The 16,310-nt window shown below is 71.8% G+C and carries 12 protein-coding genes and 1 pseudogene; 8 read left to right on the forward strand and 5 right to left on the reverse strand.

Annotated elements, in window-relative coordinates:
• Positions 1–475: 475 nt before the first annotated feature.
• Positions 476–788, reverse strand: a pseudogene (locus ACWCPY_RS02175) (Uma2 family endonuclease); the annotation flags it as partial.
• A 770-nt stretch (positions 789–1,558) separates the two neighbouring features.
• On the opposite strand from ACWCPY_RS02175, the gene ACWCPY_RS02180 reads away from it, so the two are divergent.
• Together ACWCPY_RS02180 and ACWCPY_RS02185 are read left to right on the forward strand one after the other, a co-directional pair.
• A complete protein-coding gene (locus ACWCPY_RS02180) occupies positions 1,559–2,326 on the forward strand; it encodes an RNA polymerase sigma factor (protein ID WP_451262357.1) in 768 nt (255 codons plus the stop codon).
• Complete coding sequence (locus ACWCPY_RS02185; RefSeq protein ID WP_451262358.1) at positions 2,326–3,426, forward strand: hypothetical protein; 1,101 nt, start codon at positions 2,326–2,328, stop codon at positions 3,424–3,426. Before ACWCPY_RS02180 ends, ACWCPY_RS02185 begins: the two co-directional genes overlap by 1 nt.
• A 224-nt stretch (positions 3,427–3,650) precedes the next feature.
• Here the strand turns inward: ACWCPY_RS02185 and ACWCPY_RS02190 are convergent, their stop codons facing one another.
• A complete protein-coding gene (locus ACWCPY_RS02190) occupies positions 3,651–4,565 on the reverse strand; it encodes a L,D-transpeptidase family protein (RefSeq protein ID WP_451262415.1) in 915 nt (304 codons plus the stop codon).
• Between the two features lie 233 nt (positions 4,566–4,798).
• Between ACWCPY_RS02190 and ACWCPY_RS02195 the strand changes: the two genes are divergently transcribed.
• The 3 genes from ACWCPY_RS02195 (at position 4,799) to leuE (ending at position 7,475) form a co-directional block, all read left to right on the forward strand.
• Positions 4,799–6,379 (forward strand): acyl-CoA mutase large subunit family protein, encoded by a 1,581-nt coding sequence (locus tag ACWCPY_RS02195; protein ID WP_451262359.1) that lies wholly within the window; start codon positions 4,799–4,801, stop codon positions 6,377–6,379.
• Positions 6,380–6,605: 226 nt separating this feature from the next.
• Complete coding sequence (locus tag ACWCPY_RS02200) at positions 6,606–6,749, forward strand: hypothetical protein (RefSeq protein ID WP_451262360.1); 144 nt, start codon at positions 6,606–6,608, stop codon at positions 6,747–6,749.
• 60 nt (positions 6,750–6,809) lie between these two features.
• Positions 6,810–7,475, forward strand: a complete 666-nt coding sequence (gene leuE, locus ACWCPY_RS02205) for a leucine efflux protein LeuE (protein ID WP_451262361.1) — start codon at positions 6,810–6,812, stop codon at positions 7,473–7,475.
• 9 nt (positions 7,476–7,484) lie between these two features.
• On the opposite strand, the gene ACWCPY_RS02210 is transcribed toward leuE, so the two are convergent.
• Positions 7,485–8,912 carry an FAD-dependent monooxygenase gene (locus tag ACWCPY_RS02210; protein ID WP_451262362.1) on the reverse strand — a complete coding sequence of 476 codons (1,428 nt, stop codon included), beginning with the start codon at positions 8,910–8,912 and terminating at the stop codon, positions 7,485–7,487.
• A gap of 38 nt (positions 8,913–8,950) precedes the next feature.
• Between ACWCPY_RS02210 and ACWCPY_RS02215 the strand changes: the two genes are divergently transcribed.
• From ACWCPY_RS02215 to ACWCPY_RS02225, 3 genes are all read left to right on the forward strand, one after another.
• Positions 8,951–9,595: a TetR/AcrR family transcriptional regulator C-terminal domain-containing protein gene (locus tag ACWCPY_RS02215; protein WP_451262363.1), complete on the forward strand. Its 645-nt coding sequence runs from the start codon at positions 8,951–8,953 to the stop codon at positions 9,593–9,595.
• A gap of 209 nt (positions 9,596–9,804) precedes the next feature.
• A complete protein-coding gene (locus tag ACWCPY_RS02220; protein ID WP_451262364.1) occupies positions 9,805–11,322 on the forward strand; it encodes a hypothetical protein in 1,518 nt (505 codons plus the stop codon).
• Positions 11,319–13,670, forward strand: coding sequence for a glycosyltransferase (locus ACWCPY_RS02225; protein ID WP_451262365.1), 2,352 nt, complete (start codon positions 11,319–11,321; stop codon positions 13,668–13,670). Before ACWCPY_RS02220 ends, ACWCPY_RS02225 begins: the two co-directional genes overlap by 4 nt.
• A 63-nt stretch (positions 13,671–13,733) precedes the next feature.
• Here the strand turns inward: ACWCPY_RS02225 and ACWCPY_RS02230 are convergent, their stop codons facing one another.
• On the reverse strand, positions 13,734–15,119 hold the full coding sequence (locus ACWCPY_RS02230; RefSeq protein ID WP_451262366.1) for a polysialyltransferase family glycosyltransferase: 1,386 nt from the start codon (positions 15,117–15,119) through the stop codon (positions 13,734–13,736).
• A complete protein-coding gene (locus ACWCPY_RS02235) occupies positions 15,116–16,105 on the reverse strand; it encodes a glycosyltransferase family 2 protein (RefSeq protein ID WP_451262367.1) in 990 nt (329 codons plus the stop codon). The genes ACWCPY_RS02230 and ACWCPY_RS02235 overlap by 4 nt, the downstream gene beginning before the upstream one ends.
• Positions 16,106–16,310: the final 205 nt, after the last annotated feature.

A 16,310-nucleotide genomic window follows, 5' to 3' on the forward strand; every position in this document is an offset into this window, starting at 1 on the left:
CGGCGCCGATCGCCCGCTGCCCCAGCCCCATGCGCCGGACCGGTCTCCCAACACCCCATCCCCCCGAGGTATTCACTGATTCGCCACATGTACCTGCCAATTCCGTCAAGCCTTGCCCGTCTGTCACACGCTTCACACCGCGCCGCCGGGATTTCTGGGTGAGGAACGGTGGGGAGCGGGCGCCGAAATCCGGCCGCGGGCCGGGGCGGGCGATGGCTGCATGCGGAAGGCGTCGGGTCGAGGGGGCTCGCAAGGCGGCTTCGGGGACGGCGCGTCGCGTCGCTCTGACGGAACTCGGATGGGCCGGCCGGCGGGTTGGCCGCGCGGTGGCCACGGCGTCCGACCAGCGAGTCGGCCTCTGGGGGCTGTCGCGGGTCAGGCCGGTCCGCAGGGGAGCCGGGTGGTACGGCATGCGGGACGGCCGGACATGCGGCTCTGGAGGGCCGGACTCCGGTGGGTCCCGTCTCTTACGTGTTCAGTTGCTTCGGGGAGGCGTGAGTTTGTTGAGGTCGAGACTGATCTCGAAGGGCACCGGGCGCTGGAGGGAGCCCCGGAAGATACCGGCGGGGGCATAGGCGCTCGTCGGTTCGTCGAGCTCGTACACGTGGACGGCGGGTGCGCCGTCCTCGTCCTCGATGCACCAGTAGTGCGGGATGCCGGCTTCCGCGTATTTGTGGAGCTTGACCGTGCGGTCGCGGTGGGCGGACTCGGGGGGAGACGACTTCCACGACGAGCTTCACGTGCTCCGGGGCGTACCAGGTGCGGTCGGGGTCGTAGGTCAGGTCCGTGCCCCGGCCTCGCCGTGTATGCGCAGCTCGACTGCGCAATTGCGCTCGTGAGTTTCTGCTGATCGAGAGATCGGGAGACGACCCGCGTGCGGAGGAGGCGGTCGCGTGCGCGCCTTGAAGAGTGGCCCGCATCACATGGTCGACCGAGGTGACAGCCGTGCGAGGTGGCCCAGGCCGTGGTCGGTGACCAGGGCGAATTCGCGACGCGGCGTGGCCGTTCTCGGGGAGGCGTGCCCGGCAAGCGAGGGCGATGTGGGGATTGCTCCGTAGCGCCGGCCACGGGACAGCTCAGGGGTAAGGGCGCGACGCCCGCTGTCCGTACCTGCTGCCACTGCTTCGAGAAGGCGAGCGCAGAGTCTGGCCGGATCGACGCGGACAGTGGATCTGCCCATCGTTCGAGCAGGGGGCGCTGCGGTGCATTCGGCCGGGACGGGCCGGCTGAACACTCGGCCGCGTTGGTCACGCGTTGGTCATGTGAATCCCCGTGGCCCGCATATCGCCTGGTCGGAGCGGGAAAAACGAGGACGACCGGGGCCGCCACCCCCCACAGGAGAGGCCCCGGTCGTCTTCCGCGGGGCCGTAGGACGACCCCGTACTCCACTCAGCGCCGCCGCTGCGTTTTCTGTCACACCGCCAGGTGGCCGAGGAATGTTGCGGGTTGTACAAGACATGGACGCGACCCCCGCCGAGGACGTAGCGTGCGGAGTCGCGCAGGGTGGCGCGGCAGTGATGACCAGCTGCGATTCGGGACAGCAGGGCAGGTTGAGGGAGTGCTGGGGGACGACGCGGAGCTGACCGCCGCGGTGCTCGCGGCACAGGACGGGGACGAGGACGCCTTCCGTACTGTGTACCGCGCTGTGCAGCCGCGACTGCTGGGCTACATAAGGACACTGGTGGGGGAGCCGGACGCCGAGGACGTGGCGTCCGAGTCCTGGCTGCAGATAGCGCGTGACCTCGACCGGTTCAGCGGCGACGCCGACCGCTTCCGCGGCTGGGCGGCGCGCATAGCCCGCAACCGTGCGCTGGACCATCTGCGGATGCGCGGCAGGCGCCCCGCGATCGGCGGCGACGAGTCCGAACTGTCCGAGCGGCCGGCCGAGTCCGACACCGCGGGCGAGGCGATGGAGGCCCTGGCCACCGGCCGCACGATGTCGCTCATCGCCCAGCTGCCGCAGGACCAGGCCGAGGCCGTGGTGCTGCGGGTGGTCGTGGGTCTGGACGCGAAGAGTGCCGCGCAGACCCTGGGCAAGCGCCCGGGGGCGGTGCGCACGGCGGCGCACCGCGGCCTGAAGCGGCTGGCCGAGCTGTTGCGTACGGACACCGGCAGCGCCGACGCCGGCCCCGGCGGAACGGACGCCGACGGCCCCGACGGCGCCGCCCCCGCGGGCGATCCGGAGGGGCCGTCCGGCGCGCACCGGAGCACGGCGGACCGGACGGCGGAACTCGACGCGGTGCCCGCCCAGCGCCCCGCCCGCAACGGCCTGGCGGCGCCGGCCGGTGTGACGCATTCGCGTCCGTGGACGCAGAAGGACATGTGATGGCCGACGAGCGGTACGAATGGCTTGACAAGGACGCGGCGGAGAGATTGCTCCGCGGCGAGCCGGTCGATCCCGTCGGAGGCCAGTCGTGTACGGACGCCGAGAGGCTCGTGGCCGCCCTGGACGCCGCCGCGCGGGCCGTCCGCCCGGCCGCCGGTGAACTGCCCGGCGAGGCCGCGGCGCTGGCCGCCTTCCGCACCGCCACCCACTCGGCGGGTACGAGGACCCGGGCGGACGCGCAGGTGAAGGGCGGCGCGGGGAAGGCGGCCCGGCCGGCCGGTGCCGAGCTGCCCGAACCGGTGCGCATCGGGGTCGCCTCCGTCGGCTCCGCGCCGTCCGCGGGCTCCGGCCGTATCCGCTCCTCGCGCTGGAGCCGGCCCGTCCGCTTCGGCCTGGTCGCCTCCCTCGCGGGCTGTGCGCTCGGCGGGGTGGCCGTGGCGGCGGGGACCGGAATGCTTCCCGGGCCGTTCGGCGGGGACGCCCCCCTGCCGGCGAGCTCGGTCTCGGCCGCGCCGACGTCCGAGGAGCTCGGTTCGGGGATCACCGAGGAGGAGACCCCCGAGTCGGCGCCGCCCGCCTCCCCGAGGACAGGCACCTCCGCGCCGGCCGAGGACCCCTCCGTCCCGACCGGTGACCCGGCCCCCGGTAGCTCGGGCCGGGCGAAGAAGGGCGACGGCGGCGGCGAGCGCAGGCCCGGCGGCGCCGCGACCGGCTCCGCGGGCAGGGCCGAGAACGGCAGGACGCCCGAGAACTCCGGGAACGCCGGCTCCGGCGAGTGGTACGCCAAGGCGCTCAAGGCCTGCCGCGACTACCGCGACGGGAAGCTGAACGACAACCAGCGACGCAAGCTCGAAGCGCTGGCGAAGGGGGCCCACAACCTGGACCTGTTCTGCGACCGCGTGATCGCGAGATCCGCCAAGGGCCAGAACGGTCGGAACAGCGAGGGCGAGGACAGCGGCGAGGACGAGCAGGGCGACGGCGCCTCGAACGCGAACAGTGACTCCGGGGCCGCCATGTCCTCATCGGTCCGGTTCGCCAACGGTGTGCGGCTGCCCTCGACCCCGGTCTCCCTGACGCCTTCGGTCCGGACCTCGGGCTGAGCGGAGCCCCGCGCGAGGGGCTATTTTCGGCCGTCCATCGCCGGGTGTGACGTTTTTCGAGGCCGTGACGCAGTACTGAGTGAGCCGACTGGTCATCGGCAGCGCACAGAGCCGGGGTTCCCCCCGTACCTACGGCTCAGCGCACATGGCGCGGGCGGGACACGTTCCCCCGGTCCCGTCCGCGCCCCTTCTCCTTCCCCCGGGCGGGTTCCATCGGTCGGGCCCTAGCCATGGACCACGACCTTGTCCCCGGTCTTCACCTGGGCGAAGAGCGAGGCGATCTTCGCCTCGTCCCGGACATTGACGCAGCCGTGCGAGGCGCCGTCGTAGCCACGGGCCGCGAAGTCCGCCGAGTAGTGCACCGCCTGGCCACCGCTGAAGAACATCGCGTACGGCATGGCCGTGTGGTAGATCGTCGACACGTGGTGGCGGGACTTCCAGTAGACCGAAAAGGTGCCCTCGCGGGTCGGCGTGTACTGGGAGCCGAAGCGGACGTCCATCGACGACATGACGTGGCCGTCGATCATCCAGGACAGCGTCCGGCTGTTCTTGCTGATGCAGAGGACCCGGCCGGTCATGCAGCGCTTGTCCGGCTTGGCGACCGTCCGCGTGGTCGGCGGATTCAGCTCGGCGGCCGTCGGCTCGTGCGTCATGCCGAGCAGCTTCTGCCAGGTGAGGGTGTCCGTCCTCCCCGTACGGGAGAGGCCGCGCTTGCCCTGGAAGGACTGGACCGCGGCGACCGTGACGGTGCCGTAGTAGCCGGTGGGGCTGCGGTCGAAGTGGCCGATCTGCCGCAGCCGGGCCTGGAGTTCCCGCACCTGCCCGCCCTCGGATCCGCTCGCCATCAGCGTCCTGCCCTGCGGGTCCGGCTCGGGTGTGGGCGACGCGGTGGCCGTCGGCGACGGGGCGGCGGGCGACGACGGTGCGGGCTCGGGCTTGCCGTCGTCGGTGGCCGTGGCCCTCGGCGGTGCCGACGGTGCGGCCGGCGCGCTGCCGGTGGCCTGCGCCCGGCAGCCGGCCGTCGCGGCGGCGAGGGTGAGGACGGTGAGCACCGCCGCGGCCCCCGCCCTGCCCCGTCCGCCGGTCCGCGCCGGGCCCCGTGTCCCGGCGCGCGATGTGCTCCTGGTGGTGCTGTCCATCATCTCGGCCCCCTGGGTGTCCGGTGTCCCCTTGGACGGATTCCCGCTCTGCCCGGTTGCCAAAGCCCGCGCATGATGGGGAAGAGCAAAGACGGGGCCGCGGGCAGGGGCTGTGAGCAAGGTCCCAGCCCCTGCCCCTCCAACGGTCCCGCGCCCGCCGCTACAGTCCGTCGCGGGAACCGTGGTTACCAGCAAGTAGCTTTACTGAGCAGCTTCAGCGGGAGGCACAGCAGATGACGCGCGAGTCGGAGTCGGGACTGCCCATCGAACCGGTCTACGGGCCGGACGCACTCGACGGCTGGAGCCCCGGCGAAAAGCTGGGAGAGCCGGGCGCCTACCCCTTCACACGCGGCGTCTACCCCACGATGTACACCGGCCGGCCGTGGACGATGCGCCAGTACGCGGGTTTCGGTACGGCGACGGAATCCAACGCCCGCTACCAGCAGCTGATCGCCAACGGGACGACCGGGCTGTCCGTCGCCTTCGACCTGCCCACCCAGATGGGCCACGACTCCGACGCCCCGATCGCGTCCGGCGAGGTCGGCAAGGTCGGCGTCGCGATCGACTCGATCGACGACATGCGGGTCCTGTTCGACGGCATCCCGCTGGACAGGGTCTCCACGTCCATGACGATCAACGCCCCGGCGGCGCTGCTCCTGCTGCTGTACCAACTGGTCGGCGAGGAGCAGGGGGTCCCGGCGGAGAAGCTCACCGGCACCATCCAGAACGACGTGCTCAAGGAGTACATCGCACGCGGCACGTACATCTTCCCGCCGGGGCCCTCGCTGCGGCTGATCGCCGACATCTTCAAGTACTGCCGGGCCGAGATCCCGAAGTGGAACACCATCTCGATCTCCGGGTACCACATGGCCGAGGCCGGGGCCTCGCCCGCGCAGGAGATCGCGTTCACCCTCGCCGACGGCATCGAGTACGTCCGTACCGCCGTCGCGGCCGGCATGGACGTCGACGACTTCGCGCCCCGGCTCTCCTTCTTCTTCGTCGCCCGTACGACGATCCTCGAAGAGGTCGCCAAGTTCCGTGCCGCCCGCCGGATCTGGGCCCGGGTGATGAGGGAGGAGTTCGGCGCCGAGAACCCCAAGTCGCTGATGCTGCGTTTCCACACCCAGACCGCGGGTGTCCAGCTCACCGCCCAGCAGCCCGAGGTCAACCTGGTCCGCGTCGCCGTCCAGGGCCTGGCCGCGGTCCTCGGCGGAACCCAGTCGCTGCACACCAACTCCTTCGACGAGGCGATCGCCCTCCCCACCGACAAGTCCGCCCGGCTGGCCCTGCGCACCCAGCAGGTCCTGGCGTACGAGACGGACGTCACGGCCACGGTCGACCCGTTCGCCGGGTCGTACGTCGTCGAGTCGATGACCGACGACGTCGAGGCGGCCGCCCTGGAGCTGATGGCCAAGGTCGAGGAGATGGGCGGCGCGGTCAGCGCGATCGAGCGCGGCTTCCAGAAGAGCGAGATCGAGCGCTCCGCGTACCGCATCGCCCTGGAGACCGACAGCGCGGAGCGAGTCGTGGTGGGCGTGAACCGCTTCCAGCTCGACGAGGAGGAGCCGTACGAGCCGCTCCGCGTCGACCCCGCGATCGAGGCCGAGCAGGCGGCCCGCCTGGCGGAGCTCCGCGCCGGGCGCGACCAGGCCGCTGTGGACACCGCGCTGGCCCGGCTGCGGAAGGCGGCCGAGGGCACGGACAACGTCCTGTACCCGATGAAGGACGCGCTCAGGGCGCGGGCGACGGTGGGCGAGGTGTGCGACGCGCTGCGCGAGGTGTGGGGGAGGTATGTGCCGTCGGACGCGTTCTGAGGGGGCGGGTACCCGTGCGGGTGATCTCTCGCTGAATGTCCGCAACCGTGGACAAGCTCATGAACAGTGGTCCCCGAAAGGAGGATGCCGTGGCCGTAATACAGCACGAGGAGCAGGTGCACGTGCAGGAACAGCCGGAGCTGACGCTCGGCGAGGCCGCCGACCGGCTCGCACGCTCACTGCCTGGGCATCGCGTGGAGATTCTCCGGGGGAGGCTCACTGCGACGTGCTGCTCTGTACCGACCCCCGGGGCGGCGAGTACAAGAACAAGGCGCACCACAAGCGCGGTACCTCGTTCACCGTGCCGGACGTGGTCGGCGTCGAGATGAAACTCTCCGTCGACCGCCTCCTCGACGGCGACGAGGACTGACCCGGCGCCTTCCCGAACCCCCTGGACAGAGTGTCGTACCCGCGTGCGACACTCCGTTTCATGCTGGGTGTCACCGATCTTCCGACCTATCTCGCCGGCCTGGTGCTGATCGTCCTGCTGCCGGGACCGAATTCGCTGTACGTGCTCTCCGTCGCCGCCCGGCGCGGGGTGCGGACCGGGTATGTGGCGGCGGCCGGGGTGTGGACCGGGGACACCGTACTGATGACGCTGTCCGCGCTCGGGGCCTCGTCGCTGCTTCAGACGACGCCGGTACTCTTCGCCGTCGTCAAGTACGCCGGCGCGGGCTATCTGACCTGGCTGGCGATCGGCATGCTGCGGGCCGCGGTGACCATGTGGCGCGAGCGCCACCGGCGGATGGCCGAGCTGACCGAGGAGGACGCCGGGCCCGCGGCCGCGGCGGCGATGGAGCGGCCGTACCGGCGGGCGCTGGTGGTCAGCCTCTTCAACCCGAAGGCGATCCTCTTCCTGATCTCGTTCTTCGTGCAGTTCGTCGACCCGGGCTACGCCTATCCGGCGCTGTCGTTCCTGGTGCTGGGCACGCTGCTGCAGATCGCCAGCTTCCTCTACCTCTCGATGCTGATATTCGGCGGCACCCGGCTGTCCGCCGCGTTCCGCCGCCGCAAGCGGCTGTCGGCGGGGGCCACTTCGGCGGCCGGGCTGCTCTTCCTCGGCTTCGCGGCGAAGCTCTCGCTCAGCAGCGTGTGACGTTCCGGCTCAGGAGGCCGTGACCGGGGAGAGTCCGAACCGGGTCAGGTACCGTGCCAGGCCCTGGGTGTCCTCGCCCGCCCAGCCGATGTAGCCGTCCGGGCGGACCAGGAACAGGCCCTTCCCGTACGCCTCGTGGGCGTCCGTGCGGTGCACGCGCACCAGGTCGCCGTCGAACGCCGGGAGGGCGGCGTCCGTACCGGCCGCCAGCAGGGTGAAGTGCGGACCCCGGAAGACGTCGAAGAGGCGCCGGCCCCCGGCCGTCGGGCCGTCCGGGGCGCGGTCCCCGGAGCGCAGGGCGCCGGCCCGGCCCACCGACAGCGGACCCTCGCGGTAGCCGAGGCCGAGCTGCTGGGCGGCCGCGCCGCGTTCCTGTTCGCCCCGGTGGATCCGGGTGGACAGGCCGAGCATGTCGGCGGCGACCGGGCGGCGCTCCTGCTCGTAACTGTCGAGCAGGGCGGCCGGCGCCCCGTGCCGCAGGACCAGGCCGAGCTTCCAGCCCAGGTTGTACGCGTCCTGCACGCTGGTGTTCAGGCCCTGGCCGCCCGCGGGGGAGTGCACGTGCGCGGCGTCGCCCGCCAGGAAGACCCGGCCGTCGCGGAACCGGTCGGCCAGCGCGGCGCGCGGCCGGAAATCGGACGACCAGCGGACCTCGGTGATGTCCCGGGCCGCCAGATGCGTACGGGCGGCGACCAGCGCGCGCACCCCCTCCGGGGACGTGTCGGGCTCGCCCTCCTCGAACTGGGCGACCAGCTGGAAGTCCGCCGTGCCGGGCAGCGGGCAGAGCGTGAGGAAGCCCTGCTCCCCGCGAACCGCATGCCAGTTGAGCCGGTCCAGCGCGTCCTCGGCCACCCGCACATCGGCGACCAGCACCGGCGCCGGGTCCACGTCCTCACCGGTCATCGCGATCCCCAGCGCGCGCCGGACCGTGCTGCGCCCGCCGTCCGCCGCGACCAGGAAGGAGGCCCGGACCGGGCCCGTGGCCAGGTGGGCGGTGACGCCGTCCGCGTCCTGGCCGAGGCCGGTCAGCGCGGTGGAGAAGGCGACGTCACCGCCCAGTTCGCGCAGCCGGGCCAGCAGGATCTCCTGGGTGCGCCACTGCGGCATCAGCCAGGGCTCCCCGTACGGCTCGGTCTCCGTCGGGGCCGCGCGGCGGAACATGTCGTACTCCTGCTGCCGCCTCCCGTCCTGCCAGACCATCCCCACCGGGGCCGGAGCGCCGTGCTCGCGCACCGCGTCGCCGACGCCGAGATCGTCCAGCACCTCCCGGGTGCGCGGCTGGATGCCCTTGCCGCGCGAGCCGGGGAAGAGCGTGGGCGCCTGCTCGACGACCAGGGCGCGCACGTCGCGGCGGGCCAGGTCGCAGGCGAGGGCCAGGCCGCACGGCCCGGCGCCGACAATCAGGACCTCGATTTCCTTAACGCTGTTAAGTTCCATGATTCGGAGTGTGTGCTTAACGCTGTTAAATTGTCAAGGTGGGTACGACGAAGATCGACCGGGCACGGGTCGCCGACACCGGGCTGCGGCTGCTGAACGAGGTGGGCCTCGACGGCCTCACCCTGCGCGCCATCGCCCGTGAGCTGGACGTCAAGGCGCCCGCGCTCTACTGGCACTTCAAGGACAAGCAGGAACTCCTCGACGAGATGGCCACGGTGATGTACCGCCGGATGCTCGCCGAGGACCTGCCGGGGCCGGCCCCGGAGCGCTGGCAGGACCAGCTCGTCGCGTACAACAGCGCCCTGCGCGCCGCCCTGCTGCGCTACCGCGACGGGGCCAAGGTCTACAGCGGCGCCAGGTTCACCGGCACCGACCACGCCGACGGACTGGAGGTCCATCTGCGGACCATGGTCGACGCCGGGTTCGAGCTGTGGCAGGCCGTCCGGGCGGGCACCACCGCGTACGCGTACACGATGGGCTTCGTCACCGAGGAACAGGGCGTCCGGCCGATGCCGGACGAACGGCGGGACGGCTTCGACGTCGACGCGCGGGCCGCCCGCATGTCCGCGTACCCGCTCGCCGCGGCGGCCGGTGCCGAGATCTTCGACCACTACGACGAACGCTTCGAGGACGGGCTGCGGCTGATCGTCGCGGGCATCGAGGCACGGTACGGGGGGCGCTGACCAGCGCGCGTACCTGCGGGGTCGGTGCGCAGTTTCCGGTACCGAAAGGGCGAGTTCATCCGGCGGCCGCTCAGGTTTCTTAGCGTGACGCGGAACCGAACACACGCGCCGGGCATCCGCCCCCCGACGGGGCGGGGCCCCGGTGCGCTCCGGTGACCGCACGACCGGACACGCCCCCTCCCCCCACGGGCACAGACGCTTGGAGCGCCATGAGAGAAGCCCGCACCCGTTGGTCACGGCAGCGTGACGCGGCCCCGCCCGGCGGTGCCGCCTCGCCGCTCGCCTCCGTCACCCCGACCGACGTGGACGTGTGCCTGCGGGCCTGCGCCGCGCACAGCACCAAACTGGTGGCGGGGCTCGACCGGCGGCGTACGGCACTGGGCGAGGCGCTGCGTCATCTGCTGGCCGTGCACGCCACGACGCAGCCCGCCGGCCCCCCGGCCGCCGGTTCCCCGATCCCACTGATGCGGCGCCCGGGCAAGGCGGGCACGGCCTCCGCCCCGGCTCTCGCCGACGAACTGCTCGACCCGCTGCTCGCGGTCGGCAACAAGGCGCTGGACTGCGGCTACGAGGACGAGCTGAAGCTCGCGGTGCTCATCGGGGACACCGTGCTGACCCAGCGCAAGGGCTCGCGGGCCGGCTGGCGGCTGCGGGCCAGGACCCTGGAGGCGATGGGCGCGGAGACCGCGGCCATCGAGGCGTACGAGCGCTACCTCTCGTACACCGAGGACGACGGCTTCGGTGTCGCGGCCAAGGTCGTCGGGCTGCGGGCGGGCGCGCGGCTCCAGGACGAGCTGCTGCGCGGCCTGGAGCGCGACTGCCCCGCCGCCGCCGAGTACGCCGACCACCCCGTCACCGAGACCTGGGCCGAGGGCCTGGCCCTCCAGGCGCGCGGCGACTGGGACCGGGCGGAGCCCCGGCTGGTCGGCGCCCTGCTCGCCCAGGAGCGCGCCGGAGCCCCGGTGACGGAGCTCCAGGAAGCCACCTCGCAGTACCTCGGGCTGGCCATGGAGGAGGCCGGAACGGACCCCGGCGCCGTGGCCGGGCTCACCGGGCTCGTCGGCCTCTACGCCGAACAGCGCCGGAGCCGGATGCGCGGCCCGGTCGAGGACCCCACCTTCGGCGGCGTCGAGTGGACCACGGTCGGCGAGTTCCGCAACCGGATCGCGGGCAGGTCCATCTGCCTCATCGCCAACTCCCAGCGCGTCGGCAGCAGTTCGATGGGCGCCGAGATCGACGGCTACGACCTGGTCGTCCGCTTCAACTCGTACCGGATCGACCCGGCGGCGACCGGACGGCGCACCGACATCCACGCCACCATCCACAAGCACGGGTTCAACTGGGACCAGAAGGTCCACACCCGGCTGGTCTTCGGCGGGGTCTCCGGCGACTGGAAGCACTCCCTGCGCAACCGCCTCGTCCCCGGCGCCCAGCAGTACCTGGGCGACGAGTCGCTGCGCTGGCCGCTGCGCGACATCGGACGCGTCGGCGCCGACGTCTGGCCGGCCATCCCCACCACCGGATTCAACATGCTGTGGCTCCTGGACCACCTGGACGTCAGCAGCCGGATCGACCTGATCGGCTTCGACTTCTACGAGAGCGGCGCCTACCGCCTGCCCGACGCGATGCGGATGCCCATCACCTCCGTGCACGAGTACACCAGCGAGAAGGCGTGGGTCATGGAACGCGCCCAGAGCGTCACCGACATGAGGATCCGACTGCGATGACGACGACCGTTACGCCTCCTTCCGCGACGGCCCTCCCCGCCTCGCCCGCGCCCGCCAACCCGCTCACCGGCAAGCGCCGGGTCGCCTTCGCGAGCTTCGTCGACGAGAACTACCTGCCCGGCTTCCTCGCCCTGCTGCGCAGCCTGGCCCTGTCCAACCCGAACGTCTGCGAGGACTTCCTCGTCCTGCACGACGGGCTGCGCCCCTCCTCCGTCGCACGGATCCGGGCCCTGCACCCGCGCGTCGACTTCCGCCGGGTCGACGCCGGGCACTACGACTCGTACGCCAAGGGCGACCAGGACAACTACCTGGTCCGCAAGGCCTACTTCATCCTCGACGTCTTCCGGGTCCGCGACTACGACACCGTGATCACCCTGGACACCGACATGGTCGTCCTCGACGATCTCGGTGAACTGCTGACCCTGCGCGACGGACTGGCCGCCGTACCGCAGTTCTTCTACGGGCAGCACAAGCTCAACAGCGGACTGCTGGTCATCCAGCGCGAGTACCTGAGCGACGCGTTCTGCGCCCGGCTCGACGAGGTCGGCCGGGCCGGCACGTACGAGCTCGACAAGCACGACCAGGGCATCCTCAACGCCGTGCTCGACGGCGACTTCGTCCAGCTCGACGCCCGCTACAACTTCGTCAAGCGGCGGCTCTCCGGCGACCTCCCGGTCCCCGACTCCACCGCGATCCTGCACTTCACCGGGCGGCACAAGCCCTGGCAGGGCGGCGAGGCCGGCTACCGCGAGGCGGAGAGCCGCTGGCACGAATTCGAGCTGTCCGACGCCGAGTTCCACTCCGCGTACCTGGAGCTGCCCGGCGCCAAGCACCCCGACCTGCTGGTCCACTACGGCACCCCGCACGTGGCGCGCACCGGCTCCCCGGAGGCCGCCCGCAAGGTCGCCGCCGCCCACATCGCGGTGGGCGAGTACCAGGAGGCGGCCGATCTGCTGGGCCGGGTCCGGATCCCCGTCGACGAGTCCTGGCCGCACGAGGTGCTCGGCCACGCCCTGATGAGCGTCTCCCGCTACGAGGAGGCCCGCGCCCGGCTGCTGCTGGCCACGGCCTCCCCCAACCGGGCCGCGACCGCCTTCGCCCGCCTCGCCCAGATCGCCTGGATCCACGGCGACGACGGCGCGGCGGCCGAGTACGCCCTGAAGGGCCTCGCGGTCGACCCCACCCACCGCGCCAACCGGCTGATGCACACGCGCACCACGGACCTCGCCGCCCCCGTGGAGGGCCCCGCCTCCGGCCAACTGGCCCATGTCGCCTTCTACATGGAGCGCCAGGGCAACGCCGGCGACAAGCTGCTGCCGGAGAGCGTACGGCTGGCCTTCGGCCGGGACACCGGACCGCGGCGGTGGCACTCGGTCCACGCCCACCGGCTCTTCGACGAGGCCGCGCTGGAGCGGGTCAACGAACGCCGGGGCCTGGTCATCGGCGGCGGCGGCCTCTTCATCCCGGACACCGCGCCCAACGGCAACAGCGGCTGGCAGTGGAACGTCCCGGACGAACTGCTCGACCGGATCGACGTACCCGTCATGGTGTACGCGGTCGGCTTCAACGCCTTCGACGGCCAGGCGTACGGGCACGGGCGGGAGAGGTTCCTCTCCAGCCTGCGCAGGCTCGTCGAACGGGCCTCGTTCTTCGGGCTGCGCAACCACGGCTCCATCGAGAAGGTCCGCGAACTGCTGCCCGCCTCGCTCCACGACAAGGTGCGCTTCCAGCCCTGCCCGACCACGGTCACCAGGCAGTTGGTGGACGGCTGGACGGACCCGGAGCGGCGCGAGGACACCGTGCTGATCAACGCCGCCTACGACCGCTCCGGGCTCCGCTTCGGGCACGACTACGGGCACTTCCTGGGCGAGATGGCGACCGCGGTGCGCAAGCTCGGCGAGCGGGCCGAGGTCCGGTGCGTCGCCCACTCGCTGGACGACGAGCGGATCGCCTTCGACCTGCGGCGCGAGCACGGGATCGCGCTGCCGGTGATCCCGATGTACGACTTCGACAACGACGCGATCCGGGACACCTACGCCCGCACCAAGCTGGTCATCGGGATGCGCGGGCACGCGGGGATGATCCCGTTCGGCTGCGGCACGCCGATCATCAGCCTGATCTCGCACCCGAAGATGGCGTACTTCCTCGCCGACATCGACCGTCCGGAGTGGGGCATCTCGGTCCACGACCGGCACCTGGGGGCCCGGCTCACCGAGCGGGCGGCCGGGCTGCTCGACGACCACGCGGCGACCGTCGCCGATGTGCACGGCCGGCAGCGGGAGCTGTGGAAGGTCACCGAGGCCAACGCGGCGGACCTGAGGGTGATCCAGGGCGGCGTGCCCGTCTGACGGCGCGGGAACGGGGCGGGGCGGGTACCGGATCCGGCCCCGCCCCGCTCCCGTTCCGTGTCCCTAGTGCCGCACCACCCGGCGCCGCACCGACCGCGCCACCCGGCGCACCACCGCGTTGCGCGGCAGGAACGCGAGCTGCGCCGGCACCGCCCCCGGCAGCGCCAGCGAGGTCAGCCGCCTGCGCTTGAAGTAGCGCCAGGTGGCGGCGTCCAGGTGGGCGGCCAGATACCGCTCGGCGGCCGGGCGCAGCCCCGGGTAGATCTTCGGCTGCATCGCGAATCCGACCGCGGTGACCAGCCCGGTCAGCTCCGCCGGAACCACCGGCCCGGCGTCCCGCGCCGTCCCCGCCCGCTCCACGGCCGCCCGGTCCGTCACCTCCGGCACCAGCGCGTCCACGAGCGTGACCGGGACGCGGTTGCTGTTCTCGTACGGGGCAAGCCGGTCCAGCAGCATTCCGGTGCCCACCCGGGCCACCGGCAGCCCGTAGAACGCGGAGGCGGTGAGCAGCGCCGTCGAGAAGCAGCCGACGACCAGCGCGGGCCGCATCCGCTGGTAGAGGACCTCGGCGAGGACCGGGGCGGTGAGCACCCCGTCGTCCAGCACCGTCAGTTCCGCGCCGAGCTTCCCGGCCTCCTCGCCCAGGGCCCTCGACCACTGTGCCGGTGCCGTGGGGTGGGGCTTGAAGACGATACGGGTGTGGCCGAGCGCGACCGCGCCCCGCATCATCCGCAGATGCAGTTCCTCCTCCTCGGCCGCGCTGATCAGCCCGAGCGCCGAGAGGTACTGGCCGAGCAGCAGCGCGGGCGCCTCCACGTCCGGAACGCCGTCCCGGGCCCCGGGCGCGTCCGCCAGCTCACCGAGCACCTTGAGGAACACCTCGGTCGGCACGAGCTGCGGCGCCACCCCGAACTCCGTGAGCAGCAGCGGCTTCAGCCCGGGCACCAGGTCCAGGTGGAGCAGCCGGCGCACCCGCGTACCGACCAGCGGGTCGATCTTGTTGCGGGTGGGGCCGTAGCTCATCAGCCCGTCCGCGTACACATCGACCGGCGCGCCGGTGAAGATCTGTGCGACGGCCAGCGCGGGGTTGACCTGGATCGACTCGACCGCGAGCTCGATGTCGTCGTCGCCGAGCCCCCAGGCCAGGCGCAGATGCCGCTCCCACAGAGGCAGGTCGTCGGGGCGCGGCGCCCAGCCGCCCGGGTGGAACGGGGCGATCGTCGTGTTCCACGACACCACGTCGTCGAACCGGCCGCGCAGCGCGTCGAACCCGGGCATCGTGTCGAGGGAGGCCGTCGTCTCCGGCACGGCCGCGTTGTTCGAGACGAGCAGGATGCGGCGGTCCGCGTCGGGGAAGCAGCCCGCGTCGAGCGCGGCGGCGAGCGTGGCGGTGCCGTAGAGCGTGGAGGCGAGGAAGATCTGCGTGGTGCGGGACCGGGCGGTGCTCACGCGGCCGTCACCTCCTTGGCGCCCGCGGCGGCCGGGCGGCGGCGCAGCCGGCGCAGCAGGGTGGCGCGCTGCACGTCCATCGAGTCCAGGGCGTCGTCGAGCACCTGCTGCGGCATTCGCCTGAGCGCGGCGGCACTCATGGATCTCAGTGTGCGGGCCACGGCGGGTTCGAACCTTTCGATCGAGCTCATGTGGTGGAAAATGATCGCGCAATAGGTACGGACCGCTTTCGGCAGCAGTGCCTCCGCGTCGCGGTCCTCCGCCGTTTCCCGAATGACCTGGTCGAACGAGCGAATGAAATCGAGCTGGCGTACGTCGCCGATCTGCGTGAGCGAAGAGGCGACACCGCGCCGGTAGAAAATTCCCAGAAGTCCCAGCACCGCGAAGGAATCGGCCTCGCGATGCAGCCGCCAGATCCATGGCCGGTCCTCTGCGGTACGCAGCCCGTCCGTGAAATGCAGCAGCCCGCGCTCCAGCAGCCGCCGGTGGTACAGCCCGGCCCAGGCGTACGGGTAGTCGACCGAGGTGGACCGCTCGGCGGGCAGGATCGCATCCCTCGGGTCCAGTACCTCGCCGCGCCTGCCGTGCGGCACCCGGTGCACCGTGCGGTTCCTGTGCTCGACCTGGACATGGTCGGTACGGACGAAGTCGCAGCCCAACTCCTCCGTACGAGAAAGGAGTTCGGCGTAGAACCCGGGCGCGAGCCAGTCGTCCCCGTCGAGGAAGGCGAGGTACTCGCCGCGCGCGGCGTCCAGGCCGGTGTTGCGGGCGGTGGCCAGTCCGCCGTTCTGCTTGTGTCTGCGTACGACCACCCCCGGAATCTCGTCCTCGGCGCGGCGCAGTATGTCCGCGGTCCCGTCGGTCGAACAGTCGTCGACGAGGATGAATTCGAAGTCCTCGCGGGCGTTCGCCCGCAGGCTTCTCAAGGTGTCGGGGGCGTATGTCTGCACGTTGTAGAACGGCACGATGACCGAGAGCTTAACCACCCGTCTCACGCTAGGCGCGAGCCCGTCATTTGCCCTGGCGCCGGGAGGGACGGCGGGTGAACGGCGAATGTCGGAATGATGAACCGGGCTGAATCATGGGCGATTGCGTCCCCTTTGGGAAGGCGATTCGCCAAGCGTCGGCGGGCTGTTAACCAGCTGTTGCCGTCACGTTGGGCCGCGAATCGGAATGCCTTCCTAAGTTCTG

The organism is Streptomyces sp. NPDC002403 (genome assembly GCF_053593015.1).